Origin of the sequence: Micromonospora sp. NPDC048839 (assembly GCF_040649915.1) — a bacterium.
Classification (GTDB): domain Bacteria; phylum Actinomycetota; class Actinomycetes; order Mycobacteriales; family Micromonosporaceae; genus Micromonospora.
In genome coordinates this window covers 112987-139009 of the sequence record NZ_JBEZGL010000008.1, presented here as the reverse complement: position 1 = coordinate 139009, position 26023 = coordinate 112987, and the positions used below count along the sequence as shown (strand labels likewise).

Annotated in this window: 22 protein-coding genes; 12 read left to right on the top strand and 10 right to left on the bottom strand. The window is 73.1% G+C overall.

All coding sequences use genetic code 11. From position 1 onward, the window contains the following. Window positions 1-137: 137 nt before the first annotated feature. On the top strand, window positions 138-1664 hold the full coding sequence (locus AB0C25_RS17430; protein WP_357374201.1) for a trehalose-6-phosphate synthase: 1527 nt from the start codon (window positions 138-140) through the stop codon (window positions 1662-1664). A gap of 74 nt (window positions 1665-1738) precedes the next feature. On the opposite strand, the gene AB0C25_RS17425 is transcribed toward AB0C25_RS17430, so the two are convergent. The 6 genes from AB0C25_RS17425 to AB0C25_RS17400 form a co-directional block, all read right to left on the bottom strand. Then, window positions 1739-2533, bottom strand: a complete 795-nt coding sequence (locus tag AB0C25_RS17425) for an alpha/beta fold hydrolase (RefSeq protein ID WP_357374472.1) — start codon at window positions 2531-2533, stop codon at window positions 1739-1741. 51 nt (window positions 2534-2584) lie between these two features. Next, on the bottom strand, window positions 2585-3991 hold the full coding sequence (locus tag AB0C25_RS17420; RefSeq protein WP_357374199.1) for an NAD(P)-binding domain-containing protein: 1407 nt from the start codon (window positions 3989-3991) through the stop codon (window positions 2585-2587). Window positions 3992-4107: 116 nt separating this feature from the next. Then, on the bottom strand, window positions 4108-4815 hold the full coding sequence (locus AB0C25_RS17415; protein WP_357374470.1) for an endonuclease/exonuclease/phosphatase family protein: 708 nt from the start codon (window positions 4813-4815) through the stop codon (window positions 4108-4110). Continuing rightward, window positions 4812-5759, bottom strand: a complete 948-nt coding sequence (locus tag AB0C25_RS17410) for an ROK family glucokinase (RefSeq protein WP_357374197.1) — start codon at window positions 5757-5759, stop codon at window positions 4812-4814. The genes AB0C25_RS17415 and AB0C25_RS17410 overlap by 4 nt, the downstream gene beginning before the upstream one ends. 71 nt (window positions 5760-5830) lie before the next feature. Further along, complete coding sequence (locus AB0C25_RS17405) at window positions 5831-6535, bottom strand: hypothetical protein (RefSeq protein ID WP_357374468.1); 705 nt, start codon at window positions 6533-6535, stop codon at window positions 5831-5833. 31 nt (window positions 6536-6566) lie between these two features. Continuing rightward, the gene (locus AB0C25_RS17400) at window positions 6567-7022 is read right to left on the bottom strand and encodes an SRPBCC family protein (RefSeq protein ID WP_357374195.1); all 456 of its coding nucleotides are present in this window, start codon (window positions 7020-7022) and stop codon (window positions 6567-6569) included. 186 nt (window positions 7023-7208) lie between these two features. On the opposite strand from AB0C25_RS17400, the gene AB0C25_RS17395 reads away from it, so the two are divergent. The 7 genes from AB0C25_RS17395 (at window position 7209) to AB0C25_RS17365 (ending at window position 16360) form a co-directional block, all read left to right on the top strand. Beyond that, window positions 7209-9023: a long-chain fatty acid--CoA ligase gene (locus AB0C25_RS17395; RefSeq protein WP_357374193.1), complete on the top strand. Its 1815-nt coding sequence runs from the start codon at window positions 7209-7211 to the stop codon at window positions 9021-9023. A 14-nt stretch (window positions 9024-9037) separates the two neighbouring features. Then, window positions 9038-10726, top strand: coding sequence for a GAF domain-containing sensor histidine kinase (locus tag AB0C25_RS17390; protein WP_357374191.1), 1689 nt, complete (start codon window positions 9038-9040; stop codon window positions 10724-10726). Between the two features lie 7 nt (window positions 10727-10733). After that, window positions 10734-11402 carry a response regulator transcription factor gene (locus tag AB0C25_RS17385; RefSeq protein ID WP_007072219.1) on the top strand — a complete coding sequence of 223 codons (669 nt, stop codon included), beginning with the start codon at window positions 10734-10736 and terminating at the stop codon, window positions 11400-11402. A gap of 189 nt (window positions 11403-11591) precedes the next feature. Then, a complete protein-coding gene (locus tag AB0C25_RS17380) occupies window positions 11592-12401 on the top strand; it encodes an SAM-dependent methyltransferase (protein ID WP_357245147.1) in 810 nt (269 codons plus the stop codon). A gap of 79 nt (window positions 12402-12480) precedes the next feature. Next, on the top strand, window positions 12481-14139 hold the full coding sequence (locus AB0C25_RS17375) for a bifunctional diguanylate cyclase/phosphodiesterase (protein WP_357374466.1): 1659 nt from the start codon (window positions 12481-12483) through the stop codon (window positions 14137-14139). A 953-nt stretch (window positions 14140-15092) separates the two neighbouring features. Next, entirely contained in the window at window positions 15093-15677 is a 585-nt protein-coding gene (locus AB0C25_RS17370) for a TetR/AcrR family transcriptional regulator (protein ID WP_357374189.1), read from the top strand. A 20-nt stretch (window positions 15678-15697) separates the two neighbouring features. Next, a complete protein-coding gene (locus AB0C25_RS17365) occupies window positions 15698-16360 on the top strand; it encodes a lysophospholipid acyltransferase family protein (protein WP_357374187.1) in 663 nt (220 codons plus the stop codon). Window positions 16361-16367: 7 nt separating this feature from the next. On the opposite strand, the gene AB0C25_RS17360 is transcribed toward AB0C25_RS17365, so the two are convergent. From AB0C25_RS17360 to AB0C25_RS17345, 4 genes are all read right to left on the bottom strand, one after another. Continuing rightward, entirely contained in the window at window positions 16368-17492 is a 1125-nt protein-coding gene (locus tag AB0C25_RS17360) for a glycosyltransferase family 4 protein (RefSeq protein ID WP_357374185.1), read from the bottom strand. After that, window positions 17489-18748, bottom strand: coding sequence for a M48 family metallopeptidase (locus tag AB0C25_RS17355; RefSeq protein ID WP_357374183.1), 1260 nt, complete (start codon window positions 18746-18748; stop codon window positions 17489-17491). Before AB0C25_RS17355 ends, AB0C25_RS17360 begins: the two co-directional genes overlap by 4 nt. A gap of 102 nt (window positions 18749-18850) precedes the next feature. After that, complete coding sequence (locus tag AB0C25_RS17350; protein WP_357374181.1) at window positions 18851-19069, bottom strand: hypothetical protein; 219 nt, start codon at window positions 19067-19069, stop codon at window positions 18851-18853. Between the two features lie 209 nt (window positions 19070-19278). After that, window positions 19279-20748 carry an NYN domain-containing protein gene (locus AB0C25_RS17345; RefSeq protein WP_357374179.1) on the bottom strand — a complete coding sequence of 490 codons (1470 nt, stop codon included), beginning with the start codon at window positions 20746-20748 and terminating at the stop codon, window positions 19279-19281. A gap of 127 nt (window positions 20749-20875) precedes the next feature. Between AB0C25_RS17345 and AB0C25_RS17340 the strand changes: the two genes are divergently transcribed. The 4 genes from AB0C25_RS17340 to AB0C25_RS17325 all read left to right on the top strand — a co-directional run bounded on the left by AB0C25_RS17340 (window position 20876) and on the right by AB0C25_RS17325 (window position 26013). Next, window positions 20876-22630: a DEDD exonuclease domain-containing protein gene (locus AB0C25_RS17340; RefSeq protein ID WP_357374177.1), complete on the top strand. Its 1755-nt coding sequence runs from the start codon at window positions 20876-20878 to the stop codon at window positions 22628-22630. 127 nt (window positions 22631-22757) lie between these two features. After that, entirely contained in the window at window positions 22758-24551 is a 1794-nt protein-coding gene (locus AB0C25_RS17335) for an HD domain-containing protein (protein WP_357374465.1), read from the top strand. A gap of 53 nt (window positions 24552-24604) precedes the next feature. Beyond that, window positions 24605-25147, top strand: a complete 543-nt coding sequence (locus AB0C25_RS17330) for an NUDIX domain-containing protein (protein ID WP_357245131.1) — start codon at window positions 24605-24607, stop codon at window positions 25145-25147. Further along, window positions 25144-26013: a sugar phosphate nucleotidyltransferase gene (locus AB0C25_RS17325; protein WP_357374175.1), complete on the top strand. Its 870-nt coding sequence runs from the start codon at window positions 25144-25146 to the stop codon at window positions 26011-26013. Before AB0C25_RS17330 ends, AB0C25_RS17325 begins: the two co-directional genes overlap by 4 nt. Window positions 26014-26023 lie beyond the last annotated feature (10 nt).

Genomic DNA, 26023 nt, shown 5'->3' with positions numbered 1-26023 from the left:
GGCTCCGACCCGCCGGGCGCGTAACAGTGGTGTAACTTACTGTCAGTAGGAATACCGCTGTACGTCACTTCCCCCGCTGACTGACCGGTTTTTCCTTGCTCGTGGCGGTCAGTCCTCTGCTGATCGGAATGCCCGAGATGCGACAGAGTTCTCTCGTGGTGGTGGCCAACCGCCTCCCCATCGACGACAGTCAGGCGCCCGACGGGGCCTGCGAGTGGCGGCGCAGCCCGGGTGGGTTGGTCAGCGCGCTGCACCCCCTGCTGCGGCACACCCCGGCGACCTGGGTCGGTTGGGCCGGCGGCACCGGGCCTCCCCCCGCCCTACCGGACGTCGACGGCGTCCGGATGCACACCGTCGCACTCAGCCCCGAAGACCTGCGCGACCACTACGAGGGGTTCGCCAACGCCACCCTCTGGCCGCTCTACCACGACGCCGTCGAGCAGCCGCAGCATCACCGGCGGTGGTGGGAGGCGTACCAGCGGGTCAACAAGCGCTTCGCCGAGGCGACCGCCGAGGTGACCGAGCAGGGCGGCGTGGTCTGGGTGCAGGACTACCACCTGCAACTGGTCCCCGGTCTGCTGCGGGCGCTCCGTCCGGACCTGCGCATCGGCTTCTTCCTGCACGTGCCGTTCCCACCGCCGGAGCTTTTCATGCAGCTGCCGCGCCGGGCCGAGTTGCTGCGCGGGATGCTCGGCGCCGACCTGGTCGGCTTCCAGCGCGTGCAGGCGGCGCACAACTTCGCCCAACTGGTGACGAGGGTGCTGGAGCTGCCGGCCACCGACCGGCGGATCGGCATCGACGACCGGGTCGTCCGCATCGGCGCGTTCCCGGTCTCGATCGACACCGCCGAGATGGGCGCGCTCGCCGCCCGCCCGGACGTGGCCGCCCGAGCCCGCCGCCTGCGCCAAGACCTCGGCGACCCCCGGCAGGTCATCCTCAGCGTGGACCGGATGGACTACACCAAGGGCATCGAGCAGCGCCTCAAGGCGTACAGCGAGCTGCTCGCCAGCGGCGACGTCAAGGTCCGCGACACGGTGTTGGTGCAGGTCGCGATGCCGAGCCGCGAGCGCGTCGGCCAGTACCAGATCCTGCGCGAGCGGATCGAGCGCGAGGTGGGCCGGATCAACGGCGAGTTCGGCCGGGTCGGCGAGCCGGCGATCCACTACCTCACCCAGCCGTTCGACCGGGCCGAGTTGGCCGCGCTCTACCGGGTCGCCGACGTGATGGCGGTGACCCCGCTGCGCGACGGGATGAACCTCGTCGCCAAGGAGTACGTGGCCGCCCGGGTGGACGACACCGGTGCCCTGCTGCTCAGCGAGTTCGCCGGCACCGCCGCCGAACTCTCCCAGGCGTACCTGGTCAACCCGCACGACCTGGAGGGGCTCAAGCAGGGCCTCTGTGCCGCGCTGCGGGCCACACCGGCCGACACCACGCAACGGATGCGGGCCATGCGTGCGCACCTGGAGGAGCACGACATCCGGGCCTGGGCGCGCTCCTACCTGCACGCGCTGGACGAGCACGGCGCCCTGGTCAGTCGCCTGACCAGCAACGACGTCTCTCCCGGCGACGCCAACCCGGACGCCGCCACCTCCACCGACGGTGCTCGGGTGCCGCGACCCGCCACCCCCACCGCCGCCTCGACCAGCCGACCGACCAGCGGCTGACCCCCGGGGTCGTCGCCGAGCACGACCCACCCCGCCAGGACCGGCGACGCCGAAGGCGGTGAGCGCCCGGGTGCTCAGTGCGCCGTGGGCTCCTTCTCCAGCCAGTCCAGGATCGCGTCGATCGGCTCCGCCCACCGGGCGTCCAGCATCAGATCGTGGCCCATCCCGGGAAAGAGCAGCGGGGCCGAATCGTAGCGGCGGGCCACCCGGGTCAACGTCGACGCCGGCACCACCCGGTCGTCCGGGCTGCCCAGCACCAGCACCGGCGGTGCGCCCACCGCCGGCTCGGCCTCCGGCTCGCCCAGCAGAGCCCACTGCGCCCGCCGGCCCGCCCGGCCGAGTCGTCCGACGTACCGCCGGGCCTCCTCGTCGGGCAACTCGCGGCTGAACAACTGCCCACGGTTGAGCCGCAACGGCCCGCCGAACACCGCGGGCAACGTGCCCCCCGGGTTGCGGCGCAACGCCGCGCCCAGCACTCCCCAACCGCCGAAGACCGGCGCCACCAGCACCGCGGCCCGCGCCGGATAGCGGGCCAACGCGTGCGCCACCACCAGAGCCCCGGCGCCGTGCCCCACCAGCACCGCCTGCCGCGGCAGGCTCGCGGCCACCTGGACCACGTCGTGCGCGTACGCGCGCAGCGTCGCCTCCGGCGCCGGCTCGCTGCCACCGTGCCCGCGCAGGCTCACCGCGTACGCCGGGAAGCCCCGCGACGCCGCGTGACCCAGCCAGTGCTCGGCGAACGCCCACGCGCCGTGCCCGAACCCGGGGACGAAGAGCAGCGGGGGTCGCCCCTCCTCCGCGGCGGGGACGGCGCTGAGCACCTCCCGCCGGGCCGGTCGGACCGGACGCGACCACTCCCGACCCCGCATGATCCGCAGTTCAGTCACTGGTCTGCCTTCCATTCGCGGCTACGGGGCGGCTCACTTGCCCTCCAGCTCGACCAGGGCGCGTTGGATGGCGCGCAGGTAGTCGGCGTGACCAACCTCGAACCAGTGCCGGCTGCTCTCCTTGACCGGCCCGGAGTACCGCTCCCCCGCCCGGTCCCGGACCCGCTGCGCGAACGCCGTGGCCCGTTCCGGCCGGTCCCGACGGGCCTGGAGCAGCCGGGCGAAGAGCACCGTCTGCCAGTGCGACAGGGTGAACAGCCCGGAATCCGGCTGCACCAGGCCGGCGACCGCCAGGGTCGGGTGCCCCGGGGTGAACGCGTTGAGCCACAGCGTGGGCCGGCCCGCGCCGGCGCTGTCGGAGAAGACCGACGCGTCGAGGAACTCGAAGCGCGGCAGGTAACCGGTGGCGAAGACGACCACCTCGGGGTCGATCTCGCGGCCGTCAGCCAGCTCCACGGCGTACGGGCGGAACCGGGCGACGTCCGGCACCGGGCCGATCCCGCCGTGGCCCACGTAGTAGACGAGCTGGCTGTTCGCGATCGGGTGCGTCTCGTACACCCGGTGGTCGGGCTTGGGCAGGCCGAAGCGGGTCAGGTCGCCGACGGTCAACCGCATCGTCCAGTGGTAGAGCCACTGCCGCACCCGCAGCGGCACGCGCAGCGCCAACAGGCTGTCGTTCACCTGGTCGGCGGGGCGGCCGAGCACGTACTTCGGCGCGTACCAGTAGCCGCGCCGGGTGGAGTGCCAGCACCGCGACGCCTGTTGGGCGGCCTCGACGGCGATGTCGCAGCCGGTGTTGCCGGCGCCGACCACCAGCACCCGCTTGCCGCGCAGCTGCGCCGGGTCCTTGTAGGACGAGGCGTGCATGATCTCGCCGCGGAACTCCTCCAGCCCTTCGTAGCGGGGCAGCTTCGGCGACCAGTTGTGGCCGTTGGCGATCACCACGGCGGCGTACCGGGAGGTGCGCTCCGGGCCGTACCCGCCGGTGGAGCGGGTGGTCACGTCCCACCGGTCCCCCTCGGCGGGCTCGACCCGGACGACCTCGGTGCCGAACCAGATGTGCGAGCGCAGGTCGAAGTGGTCGGCGTAGCGCTCGAAGTACGACAGCAGCTGACTGTGGTGCGGGTAGTCCGGCCAGGAGTCCGGCATCGGGAAGTCCGGGAACTGGGTGAACGGCTTCGACGAGATCAGGTGGGTGCTGGCGTACACCGGGCTGCGGTCGTGCCGCCAGTTCCAGGCGCCGCCGACGCCCGTCTCCCGTTCGTAGCAGTCCACGCCGAACCCGTGCTCGCGCAGGTTCTTGATCGCCGTCAGGCCGCTGGCCCCGGCCCCGATGACGCAGACCGTGTCGCCGCGGTCGGAGACCGGGCGACCGTCGCCGCTGTGCGCGGACGAGGTCGCCTCCGGGTCGGGCCGGCCGTGGTCGGTGGAGGTGGACACCGGGACATCTCCTTTTGGTACGGCAGGCGTGCCGGTCGCCGCGAAATCCTCTCCACAACGGAGCCGGATGTCCAGTCCTGGAACGGACGCGTCGACGCTCGGGCCGGGTCGGGCGGTCAGCCGGTGGTGGGCAGCAGCAGGTCGACCAGGACCGGGAAGTGGTCACTGGCCCGGCGCGTCTGCGGGGTGTCCACCACGTCGTAGTCGACCACGGTGATCCGTGGGTCGACGAAGAGCGCGTCGATGCGGCGGCGCGGGTCGGCGCAGGAGTAGGTGAGCCGCTCGGCCCGGTCGGCCGCCACCGCGGCGTCGGTCAGCCCACGCGACACGGTGGCCCAGGCAGGTCCGTCCGGACCCTCGTTGAGGTCCGCCCCGGCCAGCACCGGGCTGGTCGCCGCGTCCAGGCCACGCTTGAACTCGGCGGCCTGGGAGGGCCGCTCGGCCGGGTCGGTGGAGAGGTGCGAGCCGGCCAGGGTGAACCGGGCGTCACCGACCCGGCAGTCGGCGTACGCGGCGCCACGCAGGTGCCGACCGGGGGTGAGCGGGAAGCGTTGGCACCGGGTGCCCCGCACCTGTACCCGCAGGCTGGTCAGCAGCAGGTTGCCCAGCGCGGGCAGCCCACCGGCGACCACCACCAGGCCGAACGACTCGGCCAGCGTGGCGGACTTCTGCCGCCACCGGAACCGGCGCGGTCCCTCCTGCACGATCACCACGTCCGGGCGCGCCGCCCGGACCACCGCCGCCAGCGCGGCGGTGTCGTCGCGCTGGCTGTGGATGTTGTACGACACCACGCGCAGCGGCACACCCATCCCGGGCCGCCTCAGATCCGGCGGGCCAGGTCGGCGGCGCCGATCACCCCGGCGCTGTTGCCCAGCTCCGCCGGGAGCACCTCGGCCACCGGCAGGCGACCGCGCTGGGCGAGCGCGTCGAGGTACGAGCGGCGGGTGGGGCCGAGCAGCAGGTCACCGGCGTCGATCACACCGCCGCCGACAACCAGGGTCTGCGGGTCGAGGATCTGCGCCATGTCGGCGAGGCTGGTGCCCAGCCAGCGGCCGATCTGCGCGAACGCCTCGGCGGAGACGGGGTCACCACCCTGGGCGGCGGCGGTCACCATCGGGCCGGTGATCGCCTCGGCCTCACCGCCGGCCAGGTCGAGCAGCGCGGTGGCCCGGTCGGGCTCCTGCCGGGCGCCCGCCCGGGCGAATCGCACCAGGGCGCTGCCGCTGGCGTACTGCTCGATGCAGCCGAGCCGGCCGCAGCCGCACTGGTGCCCGTCCGGCACGGCCAGCATGTGGCCCAGCTCCGCGGCGATGCCGTGCGCGCCGCGCATGAGGTCGCCGCCGAGCACGATGCCGCCGCCCACACCGGTGCCGATGGTGAACATGATCATGGAATCGTCGGCGTCGCGGGCCGCGCCGTAGCGGAACTCGGCCCAGGCGGCCACGTTTCCGTCGTTCTCCACGATCACGGGTAGGCCGACGGCCTCGCTGACGTACTCCCGCAGCGGTTCGTCCCGCCAGGCCAGGTTCGGAGCGAAGAGCACAGTCGAGCGACTGGCGTCGATCCAACCGGCCGCGCCGATGCCGACAGCCTCGATCGTCCGCCCGGCCGCCAGCTCGCCGACCAACTCGATGATGACGTCGCGGGTCTTGCCGACGTCATCGGCGGGGGTGTCCCGTCGGGTCTGCACGAGCACCGCGCCGGTGTCGTCCACGACACCGCCAGCCACCTTCGTGCCACCGACGTCGACTCCGATGGTCAGCGTCACCGCTGCCGCTCCCCTCTACTGTCCGGCCCGGGTCCCGGCGGCATGCCGGTCCGGGTCGGGATGTCCCGCGCTCAGGCGCCGTCGCCCGGTGCCTGCGCACCGGTGTCGTCCGGCACCCGCGAAGCGGGCACCGCGGGATGAGTGGTCGGTGCCGGTACGGTCGCCGGCCCGGCGTCGTCGACGGGTGGTACGGCGGCCGGGGCGAGTGGGTCCGCCGTCCGGGTGGCGACCGACCAGACATCCCGCTCCGGCGCCGGCTGAGAATCATGCCCGCTGCGGGTGGCATCGCGCCACACGTGTTCGTCGCCGGTCGCGCTGGACGGGTCGCCGGGGGCTGGCTCGGTGAGCACATCGTCGGTGCTCGCGGCGGGTGCCGGTGGTGGCGCGGCGGAGGGTTCGGAGGTCCCACCGGAGGGGCTCGTCGGGGACGGCTGCGCCGGGGAGAAGGCGCGGAGCAGGCTGGCGACGCCCGCTGCCAGGTCTCCGGCGCCCGTCGCGAGCCGTTCGGCGAATTCCGGACTCGGGTCTCGTAACGCGGCGATGCCCCGACAGACCGGGCAGACGCAGCATTCGGCCGATCCGGTGGCGAAAGCACCGCCGGCGCCGGGACGTCCTGCTGAGTCGTTATTGTGACCGAGGACACCGGACAGCACCCCGCCCAGCGAGCCGAACGCGCCGCCCGCCGACCCGGCGGAGGCCAGTCGCGCCCCCGCGAGCAGGGTGGCTACCAACCGCTCCGCCTCTTCCCGGGCCGAACCCGGATCCGTTCCGCCCACCCTCGGCTCCTCCACCGTGCCGCCGACCCCGTCAGTGCGCCGCACCGGGTGTTTCTACCCGGCGCTTGAGCTGCTTCAACGCGGTATCCATGATCACCTTCTCGGCTTTGCGCCGAAACATTCCGAGCATCCCCACCGACAGGTCGACCTCCAGCGTGTAGGTCACCGTCGTGCTGCCGTCCGGGTTACCCACCAGGTCGTACGAACCGCGCTGGGACTTCTGCATCTTCGAGGGAGCGACCAGGTGCCACTCGATCCGGGAGAGGTCCTCGGCGTACTCGTAGGCGAGCACGTACTCGTCGGCCATCACCCCGGCGTCGATGGTGAACCGCACCTGGCTGGCGTAGCCGTCCTCGTACTCCTCGACGACCTCGGCGCGGCGGACCGCGTCGGTCCACTCCGGGTATGCCGCGAAGTCGCAGATGACCGCCGTCACCCGATCCGGTGCGGCGCCGATGATGATCGACTGGGTGGAGGAGTCCGCCATGGGGGGAGGCTACCCGGCGGGCCACGGCTGCACGCCGCGCCGCCCCCGCCGCGCCGCCAGCGGCCCGCAGGGGGCCGGGACAGCGCCGGGCGTTCGCGGTGTGCCCGTGCTCACCGGGTAGGTTTCGACACAGCCACCGCCCGTCGGCGGTGCCGGCCCGGCCAGTGCGAGCACGAAGGAGTGCAGGTGCGCGAGTTCTCCGTCCCGCCGATCGTCACCGTTGGCGACGCGGCCAACCTCACCGATCCGGTCTGGGACAACGCCGAGGTCGCGCCCGACGCCGTCCAGTTCGCCCGCCCCACCCCCGGCGCCGAGGGCGCCGTCACCGTCTGGGCCGAGGTGACCTGCCGGCAGTTCCGCGACGAGGTGGCCGCGGTGGCCCGTGGACTGATCGCCGCCGGCATCGAACCAGGTGTCCGGGTCGGGCTGATGAGCCGCACCCGGTACGAGTGGACACTGCTGGACTACGCCATCTGGACCGTCGGAGCGGTCACCGTGCCGATCTACGAGACGTCCAGCGCCGAACAGGCCGCGTGGATCATCGAGGATTCCAACGCGGTCGCGGTCGTGGTGGAGACCGACGCGCACGCCGCCCTGATCGCCGGCGTCCGACACCGGCTGCCCGAGCTGGACCACGTCTGGCAGATCGACCTCGGCGGGGTCGACCAACTGGTCGGCGCCGGCGCCACGGTCGAGCTGGCCGAGGTCGAGCGGCGACGCAAGGCGGTCGGCGCCGACGACCTGGCCACCATCATCTACACCAGCGGCACCACCGGCCGCCCCAAGGGCTGCGTGCTCACCCACCGCAACATGTACGCCGACATCGCCAACGCTGTGCCGGTGCTGCCGAACCTGTTCCACGCCGGCGCGTCCACCCTGCTCTTCCTCCCGCTGGCGCACGCCTTCGCCCGGCTGATCCAGATCGGCGTCGTGCAGGCGCGGGCCACCATGGCCCACTGCGCCGACACCAAGAACCTGGTCGCCGAGTTGCAGGCGTTCCGGCCGACCTTCGTGCTCTCCGTACCCCGGGTGTTCGAGAAGGTCTACAACGCGGCCAAGCAGAAGGCCGAGGCCGACGGCAAGGGCGGCATCTTCGCCCGCGCCGAGCAGGTCGCCATCTCGTACAGCGAGGCGTTGGAGACCCCGGGCGGACCGGGTCTGGCGTTGCGCGCCCAGCACGTGGTCTTCGACCGGCTGGTCTACGGCAAGCTGCGCGCCGCGCTCGGTGGGCGGTGCCGCGACGCGATCTCCGGCGGCGCGCCGCTCGGCGCCCGGCTCGGTCACTTCTTCCGCGGCATCGGCGTGACGGTCCTGGAGGGCTACGGCCTGACCGAGACCTCGCCCGCCGCCGCGGCGAACCTGCCGACCGGCACCCGGATCGGCACCGTCGGCCGTCCACTGCCCGGCGTGACCGTGCGGATCGAGGACGACGGCGAGATCCTGATCTCCGGCGCGCTGGTCTTCCAGGGTTACTGGCGCAACGAGACGGCGACCGCCGAGACGCTCAGCACCGACGGCTGGTTCCGCACCGGCGACCTGGGCCAGCTCGACGCCGACGGCTACCTGAGCATCACCGGGCGCAAGAAGGAGCTGATCGTCACCGCCGGCGGCAAGAACGTCGCCCCGGCGGTGCTGGAGGACCTGGTCCGGGCGCACCCGTTGATCAGCCAGTGCGTCGTCGTCGGCGACCGCAAGCCGTTCATCGCGGCGCTTGTCACCGTCGACGAGGAGGCGCTCCCGGCCTGGCTGGAAGGCGCCGGGATCCCCGCCGACACCCCCGTCGAGCAGCTCCGCGAGCACGAGGCCCTGCTCCGGGAGATCCAGACCGCGATCGACACCGCCAACCAGGCCGTCTCCAAGGCCGAGGCGATCAAGATGTTCCGGGTCCTGCCCCGCGACTTCACCGAGGCGACCGGCGAGCTGACCCCGTCGCTCAAGGTCAAGCGCCAGGTCGTCCACACGACGTACGCGGCGGACATCGCCGAGATCTACCGAGGCTGACTACCATCCGTCACGTGCCCGCATCCACAGCCACCGCACCGCACCCGCATCCCCTCGCCGCGGCCGCCCGCCTGGTGATGCTGGCGCTGATCGCCGTCCTGACCCTCTTCGCCACCCGCGACCTCAGCCAGCTGTGGTGGATCGCGCTGCTGGCGGTGGCCGGGCTCCCGTCCCTGCTGGCCCCGCAGCACCGGCTGATCGCGCCGCTGAGCCGGGTGGCCGAGGTGGTGGTGCTGGGCCTGGCCGCGAGCCAGGTGGCCGCGGTGGCGTCGATCGGCACGGTCGCCGGGCTCGGCGCCTCGGCGGTGCTGCCCTACCTGGCGGTCCCGGTGACCGTCACCGCGCTGCGCCGCCACTTCCGGGAGGGCACCGCCCTGCTCGCGGTCACCGCCGCCACCCTGCTGGTCAGCGGTGCGCTCACCACCGTCGGTGGAGAGCTCCAGCTCGGCCAGCCGGGCTACCTCGCGGTCTGCGCGCAGTGGCTCATCCTGGCGGCGCTGGGGCTCTACGCCGCCGGCACCCTGCACCGGGTGATGGCCGTCCGCAACGAGGGCAAACCCCAGCCGTACGCCGAGGCGACCAGGCTGCTGACCCAGCTGCGGACGGTGGCCCGGCAGTTGCCCGGCGCCACCCTGGACCCGGGCGGCATCTCCGAGCACCTGCTGGAGGAGTTGCGCACGGTGGCCCAGGCCGACCGGGGCGCGGTGCTCTCGGCCAGTGGCGGAGGCCGGCTCGTGGTGCTCGCCCAGGCCGGCGTCGACCGGGTGGACTGGGAGACGACGCTGGACGCCGACTCGGCCATCGCCGACGCCTGGGCCAGCCAGCAGGCCACGACGGCCGGGCGCTCGCAGTCCCGCTCACACCGTGGCGGCGACGTGTCCGCGCTGATCGTTCCGCTGGTCGCCGGGGTCCGCACGGTCGGGCTGGTGGTGCTGGAGGCGGACGCCGCACACGCGTACCCACCCCCGGTGGTGTCCCGGGTGACCGCGCTGACCCGCCCGGCCGCGCTGCGGCTGGAGGCGGCGCTGCTCTTCGACGAGGTGCGCTCGCTGGCCACCAACGAGGAACGGCAGCGGCTGGCCCGGGAGATCCACGACGGGGTGGCGCAGGAGTTGGTGATGGTCGGCTACGGCATCGACAACGCCATGGCCACCGTCTTCGACGACGCCGACGAGACCGCCGAGGCGCTGCGTACGCTGCGCACGGAGGTGACCCGGGTGATCCAGGAGCTGCGGCTGAGCCTCTTCGAGCTGCGCAGTGAGGTGGACCGGCAGGGCGGGCTGGCCGCCGCCATCGCCGAGTACGCGCGCACCGTGGGCGCGTCCGGCGGACTGCGGGTGCACCTCTCGCTGGACGAGTCCACCGCCCGGCTGCCGGCCGCCACCGAGGCCGAGTTGCTGCGCATCGCCCAGGAGGCGGTGACCAACGCGCGCAAGCACGCCGGCGCCTCGAATTTGTGGGTCACGTGCGAGGTCGACCCCCCGTACGCCCAAATAGAAGTGTCGGATGACGGTCAGGGGATGGCTGACCAGCGCCCCGACGGACGGTACGGTCTTGCGATCATGGCCGAGAGGGCGGAACGTATCCGGGGCCGGTTGGAGATCAGGCCGCGGCAACCCAGCGGCACCACCGTGGCCGTGGTTGTTGGCACCTCGTCCCGCCGAGATAACGTGCGCGACAGCGCAGCACCAGAAGGGGAGTAACCCGAGGATGACCACAAGTCCGACACCGGCCACCCGCACCAAGGTCCTCCTTGTTGACGATCATGACCTGATTCGCAAGGGCCTGCGCCATGCCTTCGAGCGCGACCGGCAGTTCGAGGTCGTCGGTGAGGCCGCCACGGCGGCAGAGGGCGTACGCCAGGCCGGCGCCCTGCAGCCGGACGTGGTGATCATGGATCTGCGGCTGCCCGACGGCAGCGGCCTGGAGGCCACCCGCGCGCTGCGCAAGTCCAGCGCGTCGATGGGCATCGTGGTGCTGACCATGTACGCCGGCGACGACCAGCTCTTCGGTGCTCTGGAGGCCGGTGCGAGTGCCTTCGTGCCGAAGACCGCCCCGGCCGACGAGGTGGTGGCCGCCGCGCGGCACGCCGCCTCCTCCCCCAGCGCGTTCACCGCCGCCGACCTGGCCGAGGCGATGAAGCGCCGGCTCGCGCCGTCCGGCCCGCAGTTGTCTCCCCGGGAGGGGCAGGTGCTGCGGCTGCTCGCCGACGGGATGAGCGTGGCCGGCATCGCCAAGCAGCTGTTCGTCAGCGAGTCCACGGCCAAGACGCACATCTCGAAGCTCTACGAGAAGCTCGGCGCGGCCAACCGGGCCCAGGCGCTGATGACCGCGCTGCGGCTCGGCCTGCTCGAGGCACCGGACGCACCGAAGTTCTGATCCGCCCCCGCTCGTTGAGCGGGACCGCACGACCGACGGTCCGCGCCGGCTTCGGCCGGCGCGGGCCGTCGCGCATCGACCGACGTCGGCCGGGGAACCTCTCGCACGCTATGGTCAGGCGTGCGTGGCGGGTGCACAATACCCGCGCGGGCGACGACGCCCGCGTCGCGGACTCGAGGGGTGGATCGCATGCAGCGGCCGGACTGGGCACCCGACACCATCGACATCGAGCGCCCGAGTGTCGCGCGGATGTACGACTACTACCTCGGTGGCTCGCACAACTTCGCCGCGGACCGCGCCGCGGCGCAGGCGATGGTCGCGGCGGTGCCGGAGGCGCCGCTGATGGCCCAGGCCAACCGAGCGTTCCTGCGCCGGGCCGTGCACCACCTCGCCGAGGCCGGGATCCGGCAGTTCCTGGACATCGGCTCGGGCATCCCGACGGTCGGCAACGTACACGAGATCGCCCAGCGGCTCGACCCGCGGTCCCGGGTGGTCTATGTGGACGTCGACCCGGTGGCGGTGGCGCACAGCCGCGAGATCCTCGCCGGCAACGACCGGACGGTGGTGGTGCAGGAGGACCTGCGGCACCCGGAGGCGATCCTGGCCCACCCGGAGGTCCGCAAGCTGCTCGACCTGAGCCAACCGGTGGCCGTGATGGTCGTGGCCGTCCTGCACTTCGTCTCCGACGACGACCGACCGGCGGAGCTGCTGCGGACGCTGCGCGACGCCCTGGCCCCCGGCAGCTATCTGGTGCTGTCGCAGGCCAGCGACGACGGGCGCAGCGACGACGAACGCGCCGAGGCGGAACGGGTCTACCGACGCACCGACAATCCGCTGTGGATACGCAATCGGGCCGAGCTGACCGCACTCTTCGACGGGTTCGAGCTGCTCGACCCCGGCGTGGTGTGGGTGCCCCAGTGGCGACCGGACACCCCGGAGAGCGCGGAGGACGCCGAGCGCGCGGTCTTCATGGGCGGCGTCGGGCGACTCGGTGACTGAGACGCCCGAGGCGGCCACCCGTCCGGGCACCTTCGCCCGCGCCTGGGCGAAGGCGGTCTCCGGCACCAGCTACCTGCCGATGACCCAGGCCCAGCTGGAAACCATGCTGGACCGGCTCACCGCACAACTGGCCGGCGCGTTGCTCACGGAGCCGTTCGACCTGCGCGCCGGGTACCGGGTCGGTGCCGAGTTGGTCGCCGCGCACATCGCCTCCGCGGAAGGGCTTGGTCGTACCATCGAGGTCATCCAGCTTCGGTTGGTGCGCGACCTCGGGTTGGTGGCCGAGGAGGTCGAGGACCGGATGGCCCGGCTGCTGGCGGCCGTGGCGACCGGTTACGCCCGCGCGCTGCGCGACCGCACTCTCGACGAGCAGGAGTCGATCCGCCGGGCCGCCATGCGCGCCCGGACGCAGGCCGAGCGGGCGCTGCGCGCCAGCGAGGCCCGGTTCCGGCATCAGGCCACGCACGACCCGCTCACCGGTCTGCCGAACCGGACGCTGTTCACCGAGCGGCTCACCGCGGCGCTCAACGAGCCCGGCCGGGGCGCGCAGCGGGTCGGGGTGTGCTTCCTGGACCTGGACCGCTTCAAGGTCGTCAACGACACCCTGGGGCACCAGGTCGGTGACCGGCTGCTGGTCACGGTGGCCGAACGGCTGTGTCAGGCCATGGGTGAGCATCTGGTGGCCCGGCTCGGCGGGGACGAGTTCGTCATCCTCGTGCAACGCACCGGCGGCACCGACGACATCGTGGAGTTGGCCGAGAGCGCGCTGGCCGCGGTTCGGGCACCGGCGCTCGTCGACGGGCACGAGCTGCAGATCTCGGCGAGCATCGGCATCGTCGAGCGTCAGGTGGCCGGGGCCAACCCCAGTGACCTGATGCGGGCCGCGGACAGCACCCTGCACTGGGCGAAGTCCGCCGGCGGGGAGCGCTGGGCGCTCTACGACGCCGAGCGCAACCAACGCGAACTGGCCCGGTACGCGCTGTCCGCGGCGATCCCCGCCGCGCTGGAGCGGGGCGAGTTCTACCTCGACTACCAGCCACTGACCTCACTTCGCGACGGCAGCCTGGTCGGCGTCGAGGCGCTGGTCCGCTGGCGCCACCCGGAGCTGGGGGTGCTGCGTCCGGACAGCTTCATCGGGTTGGCCGAGGAGACCGGCCTGATCATCCAGTTGGGCGGCTGGGTGCTGGCCGAGGCCTGCCGCGAGGCGGAGGCGTGGGCGACCGGGAGCGTCGCCGCACCCTTCATCAGCGTCAACCTGGCGGTACGGCAGGTGCACCGGCCCGGGCTGGTGCAGGAGGTTCGCGCGCTCCTGCGGCAGACCGGCCTGCCGCCGGAGCGGCTCCAACTGGAGATCACCGAGAGCACGATGATGAGCACCGCCAAGGAGCCGGTCCGCGCCCTGCGGGTCCTGGCCGACCTCGGCGTACGGATCGCCATCGACGACTTCGGCACCGGCTACAGCAACCTGGCGTACCTCCGGGATCTGCCGGTGACCGAACTGAAGGTCGCCGGGGAGTTCGTCGCCGGCCTGCGGTCGCCCTCGGTCGGCCGCACCGACGAGCGGATCCTCGCCTCGCTGGTCTCGCTCGCGCACGCGTTGGACCTGACGGTCACCGCCGAGGGCGTGGAGACCGCCGGGCAGGCCGAGCGGCTACGGGCGATCGGCTGCGACGCCGGCCAGGGCTGGCACTTCGGGCGTCCGGCCCCCGCTGACCGGATCCTGGCCCGCATCCGCTGAACCCCGAGCCCCGGGCGCGGCCCAGCCTGGTCGGCCTCGCCGGCCAAGCGGCGGCTGCCGCCACTCCGGCCGACTCCGGCCACTCCGGCCACTCCGGCCGACTCCGGCCGACTCCGGCCGACTCCGGCCGACTCCGGCCGACTCCGGCCGACTCCGGCCGACTCCGGCCACTGCTGACGAGCATGATCCACTCGTCTTTCATGAAGTCGGGGCATCCCTGCCACCAGGACACCCCGACTTCATGAAACCGGAGTGGATCACGCGAGGGAGCCAGAGCGGTGTACGCGGATTGTCCCCTTTAGAGCGTCGGCACGGCCTGGTGTCCCTGCCGCGCCGCCCGGTGGCCGCCGTTAGCCGTGGTCGAGTCCCATCACCGCCTCACCCGGCTCCCCGGTACCCGGTTCGCGGTCGAGCGGGCGAGCGAGCGGGCGGGCGGGCGAGCGGGCGAGCGGTCGAGCGGTCGAGCGGGCAGGGCGAGCGGGCGAGCGGGCGAGCGGTCGAGCGGGCAGGTCGAGCGGGCAGGTCGAGCGAGCAGGTCGAGCGAGCAGGTCGAGCGAGCAGGTCGAGCGAGCAGGTCGAGCGAGCGAGCGGGCGAGCAGGTCGAGCGAGCAGGTCGAGCGAGCGAGCGGGCGAGCAGGTCGAGCGAGCGAGCGGGCGAGCGGGCGGGCAGGTCGAGCGAGCAGGTCGAGCGAAAGCGGCATGCCTGGCACGGTGCGGCGACTCTCGACGGCGCGAGGCCGAGCCCGTCCCGGTATCTCCATCGGGCGTGATGCCTGCGAGTCATCGTGATGACTCACAGGCATCACGTTGACCTGAGGCACTCGGCAGGTCATGACACGCCGACGACAGTCCAACAGGCCGGCGGCCCACAGTCGATCAGCGAGCCGCGCGCCACCGGAGAGCAGCCCACACCCGAGGTAGACAGCGTCTACCGTTACTGGTAGACACTGTCTATGGACGCGGACGAGGCAGGCCTGCGCGGCCGGCTGGTCGCCACCGGGGTGGACCTGGTGCTGCGCGAGGGTCAGGCGGCGGTGTCACTGCGGGAGATCGCCCGCCGCGCCGGGGTCTCGCACGGCGCACCGCGACGCTACTTCCCCACCCACGTCGACCTGCTCTCCGCCATCGCCCGGGAGGGCTTCGCCGACCTCACCGCCCGCGTCGAGCAGACGATGCGCGACGTCGACCCGGACCCGCGTACCCGACTGGCCGCGCTGGCCCGGACGTACCTGGACTTCGCGGCTGCCCACCGCGGCATGTTCGAGCTGATGTTCCGCCACGACCTGCTGGACAGCGGCCGGCTGCGGCTGCGCGAGACGAGCCTGCCGCTGTTCACCGCCCTGGCCGACCTGGTGGCGCAGGTGCGTCGGCCCACCGACGCCCCCGCGACGGTGCTCGCCGGCGCGCTCTGGGCGAACCTGCACGGCATCGCCCAGCTCTGGGCCTGGGGCAGCCTGCCCCTGGCCACCGGCGTCACCGACGACGACACCCTGCTGCACGCCGCGCTGGAGGCCCACCTCGGCCCGGCGCGGGCCTGAAGCTCGACCCCGGAGGACACGTGCCCCTGCTGTACGACGTCGCCAAGCTGACCGTCGGCGCCGCGCTCCGGATGGGCTGGCGGCCCCACGTGGAAGGGCTTGAGCATCTGCCCCGACACGGTGGCGCGATCCTCGCCGGCAACCACCTGTCCGTCGCCGACGAGTGGTTCCTCGTCACCTCGACGCCCCGGCACGTCACCTTCTGGGCGAAGGTCGAGTACTTCAACGGGCGCGGTCCGGGCGGCTGGCTCAACCGGCGGATCGTCGCCGGCATGGGCGCCATCCCGGTCGAACGCGCCGGCGGCCGGGCCGCCCTGCGCGCTCTCGACGCCGCCGTACCGGTGCTGCGCGCCGGTGGCCTGGTCGCCATCTACCCGGAGGGCACCCGCTCCCCGGACGGACGGCTCTACCGGGGCCGCGTCGGGATGACCCGGCTGGCCCGCGACGCCGGAGTGCCGATCATTCCGGTCGGCGTGCTGGGCACCGCCGAGGTGCTGCCGGTCGACGCACGGCTGCCCCGTCGCCATCCGGTCACCCTGCGGTTCGGCCCGCCGATCCCGGTCGTCGACCGGATCCACGGGCCGCGGGACGTCCGGACGGTCACCGACGAGGTGATGGCGGAGATCCAGAAGCTCACCGGCCAGGAGTACGTGCCGCACTACGCGCCGGCCCGGGAGAGCTGAACGGCGCTCAACCGGCGAGCAGCGCCGCCATCCGTTCCGCCTGCGCCTCCCAGCGCCACTCCCGCTCCACCCAGGCCCGGCCGGCGGCGCCCAGTTGGCGGGCCAGGTCCCGATCGGCGAGCAGACGGGCCACCCGGTCGGCGAGCTGGGCCACGTCGCGCCCGCGTACGACGTAACCGGTCTCCCCCTCGCGGACCGCGTCCGGTGCGCCCCCGGAGTCACCGGCCACCACCGGCAGGCCGGTCGCGGACGCCTCCAGGTAGACGATGCCCAGCCCCTCCACGTCGAGGCCCCGGTTGCGGGTGCGACACGGCATCGCGTAGACGTCGCCGGCCGCGTAGTGCGCCGGCAACTCGGCCGACGGCACCGAGCCGGTGAACACCACGTCCCGCTCCACACCTGTCTGTCGGGCCAGCTTCTCCAGGGTCGCCCGGTACGGACCACCGCCGACGATCAGCAGAGCCGCTTCGGGCACCCGGCGGCGGATCTCCGGGAGCGCCCGGATCAGCATGTCCTGGCCCTTGCGCGGCACCAGCCGGGACACACAGACCACCACCGGACGGTCGGTCAACCCGAGCCGGGCCCGGACCTGCTCGCCGTCCACGGTCGGGTGGTAGGTGTCCACGTCGACCCCCGGGGCGAGTCGGCGCAGCTCGGTCACCCCGTCCAGCACGCGGGCCAGTCGGCTGCGGGTGTACTCGCCGAGATAGGTGGTGACATCCACACCTCGACCGATGCGTCGCAGCGCCGGCCGGGCGGCCGGCAGCGCCGCCCAACCCACCTCGTGGCCGTGGGTCTGCGCCACCACCCGGCGTACGCCGGCACGCCGACGCAGGCCGGCGGCGAGCAACCCCAACGGGGCCGCCGCACCGAACCACACCGTGTCGCAGTCGTACGCGCGCGCCAACCGCGCCGCCCTGCGGGCGATCAACGGGGTGGGCAGCAGTACCCGGGTGCGCTCCCGGATCACCTCGAACGGCTGGTCGGCGTCGAACTTCTCGGCCCCCCGCCAGTTCGACGCGTAGACGACCACCGAACCGGCCGGCTGCCGCACCGCGAGGTTGTGCACGAAGGACTGGATGCCACCCGGGCGGGGCGGAAAATCGTTGGTGATCAACAGCGTGCGGCTCATCGGCCGGCCTCCCGGGCGTACGCGCGGGCGGCGGCCATCCGCTCGACGGTGGACGGATGCGAGGCCGAGTAGAGGTATTCCCAGCGTGGCGGATCGGGGTCGCCGAGGTTGACCGATCCGAGCCGGCGCTGCATCGACTCGAACGCCTGCGGGTCACCTGTCAGCGCGAGCGCGTGCGCGTCGGCCCGAGCCTCCACCCGTCGCGACATCAGCGCCTGCACCGGCGCGGCGACCAGGCCGGCCACCGTGACGAGTGCCAGCAGTAACGGAAACGCGCGTGGCTGGGCGACCGAGTCGACGCCGGCCAGCCGCAGCAGCGGCCCCCACGAGCCGAGCAGATAGAGCGCCACCACGGCCGCCGCGGCGCCCAGCGCCCCGGTCAGCGTGCCCACCGTCACGTCGGAGTCCTTCGCGTGCCCAAGCTCGTGCGCGACCACGGCGGTCACCTCGGCCGGGGTCGCCTCGCGCAGCAGCGTGTCGTAGACGACCACCCGCCGGGTCGGCCCGAGACCGGAGACGTACGCGTTGACCGCCTTGGTACGCCGGGACGCGTCGGCGACCAGCACGTCGCGCATCGGCACCCCGTCGCGGGCGGCCATGCTCATCAGCTCGGTACGCAGCGGACCCTGCTCCATCGGCGTGAACTTGTTGAACACCGGCTCCACCAGCACCGGCAGCACGAACGACAGCAGCACCACCAGCAGCGCCGCACCCGCCGCGCCGAACGCCCACCACCAGCGCGGCGCGAACCGGATCACCGCGTAGAAGCCGACGAGCGCCACCGCGCCGATCACCGCGCTGACCGCGTACGACTTCAGCAGGTCGACAGCCCAGCCACTCCAGCCGTTGGTGCTCAACCCGTAGCGGGTGAGTACGCTCTGGCGCCAGGCGGCGAACGGCAGCGTCACCAGGTCGGCGACGAGCATCACGGCCAGCCCGCCGAGCACCGCCTGCGCGACCCAGTGCCCCCCGAACGGCCGGCCCACCAGCTCGACCAGGCGACTGCCCAGCGGGGTCAGCCCGAGCGCGAGAGCGACGAGCAGCCCCACGGCGAGCGCGGTGTAACCGCCCGGGCGCAGCGCGGCTCGGAACTCCCGCCCCTTGGCCACCTGCTCGGCCGGCAGGTCACGCAGCGCGGCGAGCTGGTCGGCCCGCGGGGCCGGCGGTCGGTGCCAGGGGATGAGCAGCGCGGCGATCACGACAAGCGCGATGGTCAGCCCGGCCAGGGTCAGCAGTGCCCACCCGCGCGGGGTCACCGCGCCACCGCCCGTCGTATCCCGCTCATCGCGCCACTCCTCCCGCCGTGACCGCTCATCCTATGGTCCGCGAGAGGCCCGCTCCCGGGCGCGGTGTCGCGCTCAGGCGATCCGGCGGACGGCACCGCGGCGAGCCGCCGCGCTACGTGCGGGCGCGGCCAGCACCTCCACGTCGAAACCGGCGCGGGCGAGCACCTCGATCGCCTCCACCTCGGCGGCGACCAGCCCGGCGGCCGGGGACGTCTCGTCGAACAGGGCGGTGAGCGGGCAGCCGGAACAGCCGGCATCCCGCTTCGCGCACCCGTCGCAGTCGATGAGCATCGCGCCTCCTGATCGCTCGCGACGCACGGTCGGCGCACCCTGTCGTCGCCGACCGAGCACCGTCGGTCACATCGACGCTAACCACCGGGTACGACAGAAACCGCGCCCGACCGTCCGTTTGGGGGCGAGATCCACTCCAGATCAGCGATATCGGGGGTATCCCGACTCGGTCGGACACCCCGACATCACGAAGCTCGTGTCGACCACGGTCAGGAGCGGGCGAGCCGCCGCAGCAGCGAGTCGGCACCCAGTGGGTAGGCGCCATGCCGGCGTACCCCGTCGGCGACCTCACGGTCGGACGAGACCACCACCACCGGCCGCCCCGCCGGCTCGGCGCGGACCAGCCGCCGGATCAGCTCGTCGGCGGTCTCGCCCTTGCGGGAGAACAGCACCCGGACGCCGCGCGGTGCGGGCGGCAGCCCGTGCATCCGCTCGGCGCCGTCGAAGACCACGGTGACCTCGTCGCCGGTCTGCGCGGCGATCCCGCCCAGCCCGGTGATCAGGCGTTTGCGCTGCTGCTCCAGGGACATCTCGCCGAAGCCGCGCTTGGTGACGTTGTAGCCGTCCACCACGAGGTGTGCCCGGGGCAGAGCGAGCAGTTGGTCGAGTCGAGCCGGGTCGTCGGTGTCGCGGGCACGTGCGGCGGGGCTGGCCGGAGCGGTGCCCGGCTGCTCGGCGAACGCGTCGGCGACGAAGTCGGCGGGGAGTTTGTCGACCGGGTCGAGCGCCAGCTCGCGGCGCAGCCCGACGGCGGCCTGACCGATGGTCTCCAGCAGCAGCCAGAGCCGGGCGTCGTCGACCGAGCGGGCTTCCTTGGCGCTGGCCCGGGCCACCCCGGCGGCAGCCTCCGCCTCCGCCAGTCGGGCGCGGGCGCGGCGCAGCTCGGCGTCGACGTCGGCGCTGGCGCGCGCGGCCCGGCCGCGCTCGGTGGCCAGCAGTTCGGTGGCCTTGCGTTCACGGGCCTGGGTCTCCCGGAGGGTGCGGGCGACCTGCCGGGACTCCTCACGGAGTTGACCCAGCTCCTCGCGGACGCGGGCCAGTTCGTCGCGCAGCTTCTCCGCCTCGACCCGGGCCACCGCCCGGTCGTGTTCGGCGCGGGTGGCCCGCTGCTCGGCCTCGCGGACCAGCTCGGCGACGACCGCGCTGTCCGCCTCGGCACGCACGACGGCACCGCTGGCGTCGATCAGCTCCCGCCAGCCGCGCGGCCGGGCCAGGTAGGCCAGCGCGGCGACCTCGACCGGGTCGGCGGCGGCGGGCGCGGTGCCCTCGACGACGGCGGCCCCGAGGTCGCCGGCGTCGGCCAGGACCCGGGCGGTGACCCGCTGCCGGAACAGCGGGTCGGCGGTGAGTTGGGCGGCGATGGCCGGCGCGCCGAGCCGGGCCCGCCGGTTCGGGGCGAACTTGGCCACCCGACGCAACGGCACCGGCACCTCGTCGGCGGGCAGGGTGGGCAGGACCGTGGCGGTCAGCGTCACGATCCGCTGCCGGACCGGCTCGGGCAGCGTCGGCTCGGGCAGCGTCGACTCCGGCTCACCAGTCGCGCCGCCGCCCGGCGTCGCCGGGTCGGATGCGTCGGATGTCGCGCTGACTACGTTGTCGTCCGGGTTGCTGACGGCCCCGTCGAGCGCGACCAGATCCTCCTGCGGGAGGTGGTCGTCGGACGGCTCGGTGAGGGGCATGTGGCAAGTCTCCCACCGCGACCGGGCCCACCGCCCGGTGAGTGAGCCGATCTCTCATCCTAGCCCCATGGTGACTGGTGGGACGGCTGCGACGCGAGTGTCGGACCGACGCGCTAGCGTGCCGCCGATGGCACAGGCGGAGTACGTCCAGGAGTCACTGGCCGGTCTCGACCCGACGGTGGGCGGGGTGGACCCGGCGCTACCGCTCTACGCGACCACCTTCGTGGTTGTCGACCTGGAGACCACCGGCGGTGCACCGGACGGCGGCGGCATCACCGAGATCGGCGCGGTCCGGGTGCGCGGTGGCGAGCAGTTGGGGGTGTTGGCCACCCTGGTCAACCCGGGGCAGCCGATCCCGCCGTTCATCACGGTGCTGACCGGCATCACCCAGGCGATGCTGGTGCCGGCGCCGCCGATCGAGCAGGTGCTGCCCAGCTTCCTGGAGTTCATCGCCGACGCGGTCCTGGTGGCCCACAACGCCCCCTACGACGTGGGCTTCCTCAAGGCGGCCTGTGCCAAACACGGCTACCGCTGGCCCAACCCCCGGGTCCTGGACACGGCGGCGCTGGCCCGCCGGGTGCTGACCCGCGACGAGGTGCCCAACCGCAAGCTGGGCACCCTGGCCGCCTACTTCCGCACCGCCACCCAGCCCACCCACCGGGCACTGGACGACGCGAAGGCGACAGTCGACGTGCTGCACGGGCTGATCGGTCGGCTCGGGGGGCACCGGGTGGACACGGTCGGCGACGCCATCGAGTTCGCCCGCGCGGTCACCCCCACCCAACGCCGCAAACGGCACCTGGCCGAGGGGCTGCCCAAGGTCCCGGGGGTCTACATCTTCCGCGCCGCCGACGACCGTCCGCTCTACGTGGGCACCTCCGTCGACATCGCCACCCGGGTGCGCAGCTACTTCACCGCCGGGGAGAAGCGCGCCCGCATCTCCGAGATGCTCGCGGCGGCCGAGCGGGTCGAGGCGGTGGAGTGCGCGCACTCGCTGGAGGCGGAGGTCCGTGAGCTGCGGTTGATCGCCGCGCACGCCCCGCCGTACAACCGACGGTCGAAATACCCGGAGCGGATGGTCTGGCTCAAGCTGACCGACGGTCCCTATCCTCGGCTCTCGATCGTCCGCGACCTCTCCCCCACCGACACCGCGTACCTCGGTCCGTTCACCTCCCGGCGGGCCGCGGAGCTGGCCGCCGCCGGTTTCCACGACGCCGTGCCGCTGCGCCAGTGCACGCACCGGCTCTCGCTGCGCACCGTCACGCCGGCCTGCGCGCTGGCTGAGCTGGGTCGCTGCCCGGCGCCCTGCGAGCACAAGATCACCCCCGAGGAGTACGACGACAGAGCGGCCCGGCCCTTCCGCACCGCCACGACAAGTGACCCGCAGCCGGTGGTGGACGCCCTGCTCGCCCGGATCGACGTGCTCTCGGCCGACCAGCGCTACGAGGAGGCCGCCGTGGTGCGGTCCCGACTGGCGGCGGTACTGCGGGCCACCGTGCGGATGCAGCGGCTGGCCGCGCTGACCGGGATCGTCGAGCTGGCCGCGGCCCGGCCGGCCGCCCGGGGCGGCTGGGAGTTGGCGCTGGTGCGGCACGGCCGGCTGGCCGGTGCGGGGGTGTCCCCGCCCGGCGCGCACCCGCGGCCCACGCTGGCCACCATCCGGGCCACTGCCGAAACGGTGGCCGGCGGGCACGGCCCGGTGCCGGCGGCGACCGCCGAGGAGTCCGAGCGGATCCTGTCCTGGTTGGAACGACCGGAGACCCGACTGGTCGAGATGTCCTCCGGTTGGTCGTCCCCGGTGGGAGGCGCGGGGCGGTTCCGTGACCTGCTGGCGAAGGCCGAGAGCGGCGCATCTCACCAAGTCTCGACCGAACGCTCATGACCAACTGACCGATCGGACTACGTCGACTCGCTTAGGCTGTTAGAGGAGTGCAGTCCTGCCCGATTCGTGGGCCTGCTCCCGCCGCCGGGTTCCGGCGTCGCGGAGCCGGGGTGAGGAGGTGTCCCTCGTGGACGTCGACGCCGGACACGGCGCCGCCCTGGGGGGCGCCCTGCCGACACAGCCGGGTGAGCTGCCGCTCGCCCGCCGGCTGCGGTCGTTGCTCAGCTGGCCGACCACCGACTCCGACCCGGTCACCCAACTGGTGCGCACCCACCGGGGCATCCACGCCGGCACCGATCCCGCGGTGCTGCGACGTGCGTACACGATCGCGGAAAACATGCACCGTGGGCAGTTCCGCAAGAGCGGTGAGCCGTACATCACCCATCCTCTCGCGGTGGCGCAGATCTGCGCGGAGCTGGGGATGGACACCACCACTCTGGTCGCGGCGCTGCTGCACGACACCGTGGAGGACACCCGCTACACCCTCCAGGCGCTCTCCGAGGACTTCGGCGGCGAGGTGGCCCACCTGGTCGACGGGGTGACCAAGTTCGACAAGGCGTTCTACGGCAAGGCCGCCGAGGCGGAGACGATCCGCAAGATGATCGTGGCGGCCGCCAAGGACGTCCGGGTGTTGATCATCAAGCTGGCCGACCGGCTGCACAACATGCGCACCCTCGGGGTGCGCTCGGCGTCGTCGCGGGAGCGCATCGCCCGCAAGACCCAGGAGGTGCTGGTCCCGCTCTGTGACCGGCTGGGCATCCAGACCCTCAAGCGCGAGCTGGACGACGTGGTGCTGCTGCACCTGGAGCCGGACGAGCACGCCCGGCTGGCCCGGCACGTGCACGACCGGCCGGGCTGGGACGCGTACCTCGACGCGGTGGTCACCCGGACCAAGGCGGCGCTGAAGCGCAGCCGGGTCGACGCCGAGGTGAGCCCGCGCCCCCGGCACCTCTACTCGATCTGGAAGGACACCATCGCCGGCGGCCACACCGCCCCGTTCGACCTGCCCCGCATCGTGGTGGTGGTCGACGGCCCGGCCACCGACTGTTACGCCGCGCTGGGCGCGATCCACGGCACCTGGCGACCCATCCCCGGGCGTTTCAAGGATTTCATCGCCTCACCGAAGAACAACCTCTACCGTTCGCTGCACACCAGCGTCCGCGGCCCGCAGGACCGCACGGTGGAGGTGTTGATCCGCACCCAGGAGATGCACCGCGCCGCCGAGTACGGCATCGCCGCCGACTTCCGCTTCCCCCGCTCGGGGAGCAGCAGCGCCGCGGCCCGCGCCGAGCAGTTGGACTGGCTGCGCCGGGTGCTCGACTGGGAGCCGGACGCCGCCGACCCGGCGCAGTTCCTCGAGTCGTTGCGCTGCGACCTCGCCGAAGGCCAGATCCAGGTCTTCGCCGAGGGGCGGCAGGTCGTGCTGCCGGGCGGCGCCACCCCGGTCGACCTCGCGTACGAACTGGGCAACGAGCGGGGCGACCACTGTCTCGCGGCGCGGATCAACGGTCGGCTGGCCCCGCTGAGCTCGGAGCTGGACGAGGGCGACGTGGTGGAGATCTTCACCGAGAACGACGGCGACAACGGGTTCGAGGCCGGGGTCGCCTCGCGTGGCCCCCGGCGGGAGTGGTTGAGCTTCGTCAAGTCGCCAAACGCCCAGATGCAGATCAACAGGTGGTTCGCCGAGCACACCGAGCCGGGCATCACGATCAGCGACAAGGTCCGTCTCGGTCGGGCGACCATCGGGCTCACCCTGCGTCAGCACAACCGGGGTCTCGCCAGCGACCTGCCGCTGTTGCGCCTCTCGGAGGAGTTGGGCTATCCCGACCTGGAGACCCTGCTGGTCGCGGTCTTCGACCGGGTGATCGAACCGGACACCGTGGTACGCCAGCTCATCGACCTGGTCGACCATCGACAGTGACCGGGGCCGGCCCAGCGCGTCCGAGGAACATTCGTGACCACTAGCCTGGAGTCATGATCCCCCGTTCCCGCGCCACCGGTCGGGCCATCTTCTACCAGGCTTTCTACCGGCTGCCGCTGCCGGTGCGCCGGCGCCTGGTCAAGCTGGCGATGCCGAAGTACATCGTCGGCGCGGTCACCCTGGTCCGCGATTCCGAGGCACCGGGCGCAGGACGGCTGCTCATGCTGCGCCAGCCGCCCGGCAAGGGCTGGTCGTTGCCCGCCGGCCTGCTGGACCGCGGCGAGGCCCCGGTGGTGGGCGCGGCGCGTGAGCTGTTCGAGGAGTCCGGCGTCCGACTCCCCCCGTCCCGGCTACGTCCGGCGGTGCCGAACGCGATCGTGCACGCCAAGGGCTGGGTGGACGTGGTCTTCGAGGCGGAGGTCCCGGCGTCCGGCACCGAGCTGGCGGTCGACGGCGCGGAGGTCTTCGAGGCCGCGTGGCACCCGCTGGACGACCTGCCCAAGCTGACCTGGCCGACGGCCCGGCTGCTCGCCTACTACGACATCGGGCCGCTGGCCGGGCAGTTCCCGCCCCCGATCCCCGACGACCTGCCATGACCGGGACGGCGTCCGTGCCGGCGGAGCTGTGCGCGGTGGTGCTCGCCGCCGGTGCGGGCACCCGGTTGCGTCCGCTCACCGAACGGGTGCCCAAGGCGCTCTGCCCGGTGGGCAACGTCCCGCTGCTGGATCGGGCGTTGGCCCGGGTCGCGGGGCTCGGCCTGGTCGGTCCCGCCCGGGTCGCGGTGAACGCCTGCTATCTCGGTGACCAGGTGGTCGCGCACGTCGGCGACCGCGCACACCTGTCCGTCGAGCCGGGCGAGCCACTGGGCACCGCGGGGGGCGTGGCCAACCTGCGGGACTGGATCGACGGGCGGCCGGTGCTGGTCGGCAACTCCGACGCGTACCTCGCCGACCCGGCCGCCGCACCGGGTCCGGACGTGGCCGCCCTGCTCGACGGGTGGGACGGGCACACCGTACGCCTGCTCGGTCAGCCCGCCGCGGACCCGGCGGCGCCGGGCACCTTCGCCGGGCACAGCTTCACCGGCTTCTCGCTGCTGCCCTGGCGGCTCGTCCGCGATCTGCCTGTCGTCTTCTCCGACCTGGTCCGCGCCCTCTGGCGCCCGGCGGAGGCGGCGGGCGCGCTGGAGGTGGTGCCCTACCCGGGCACCTTCTACGACACGGGCACTCCCGCCGACTACCTGGCCGCCAACCTGCACGCCGCGCGTGGCGGCACCCTCGTCGACAGGTCCGCCACGGTGACCGGTGGTTGCGTGGAGTCGGTGGTCGGCGCGGGCGCACGGGTGGACGGCGACGTGCTCCGCAGCGTGGTGTGGCCGGGCGCGACCGTGCGTGACGGCGAACGGCTGCAGGACGTGATCCGGGCCGGGAACGACCTGACCGTGGCCGCCACCACTCACGCCTGAGCCGAGTCGG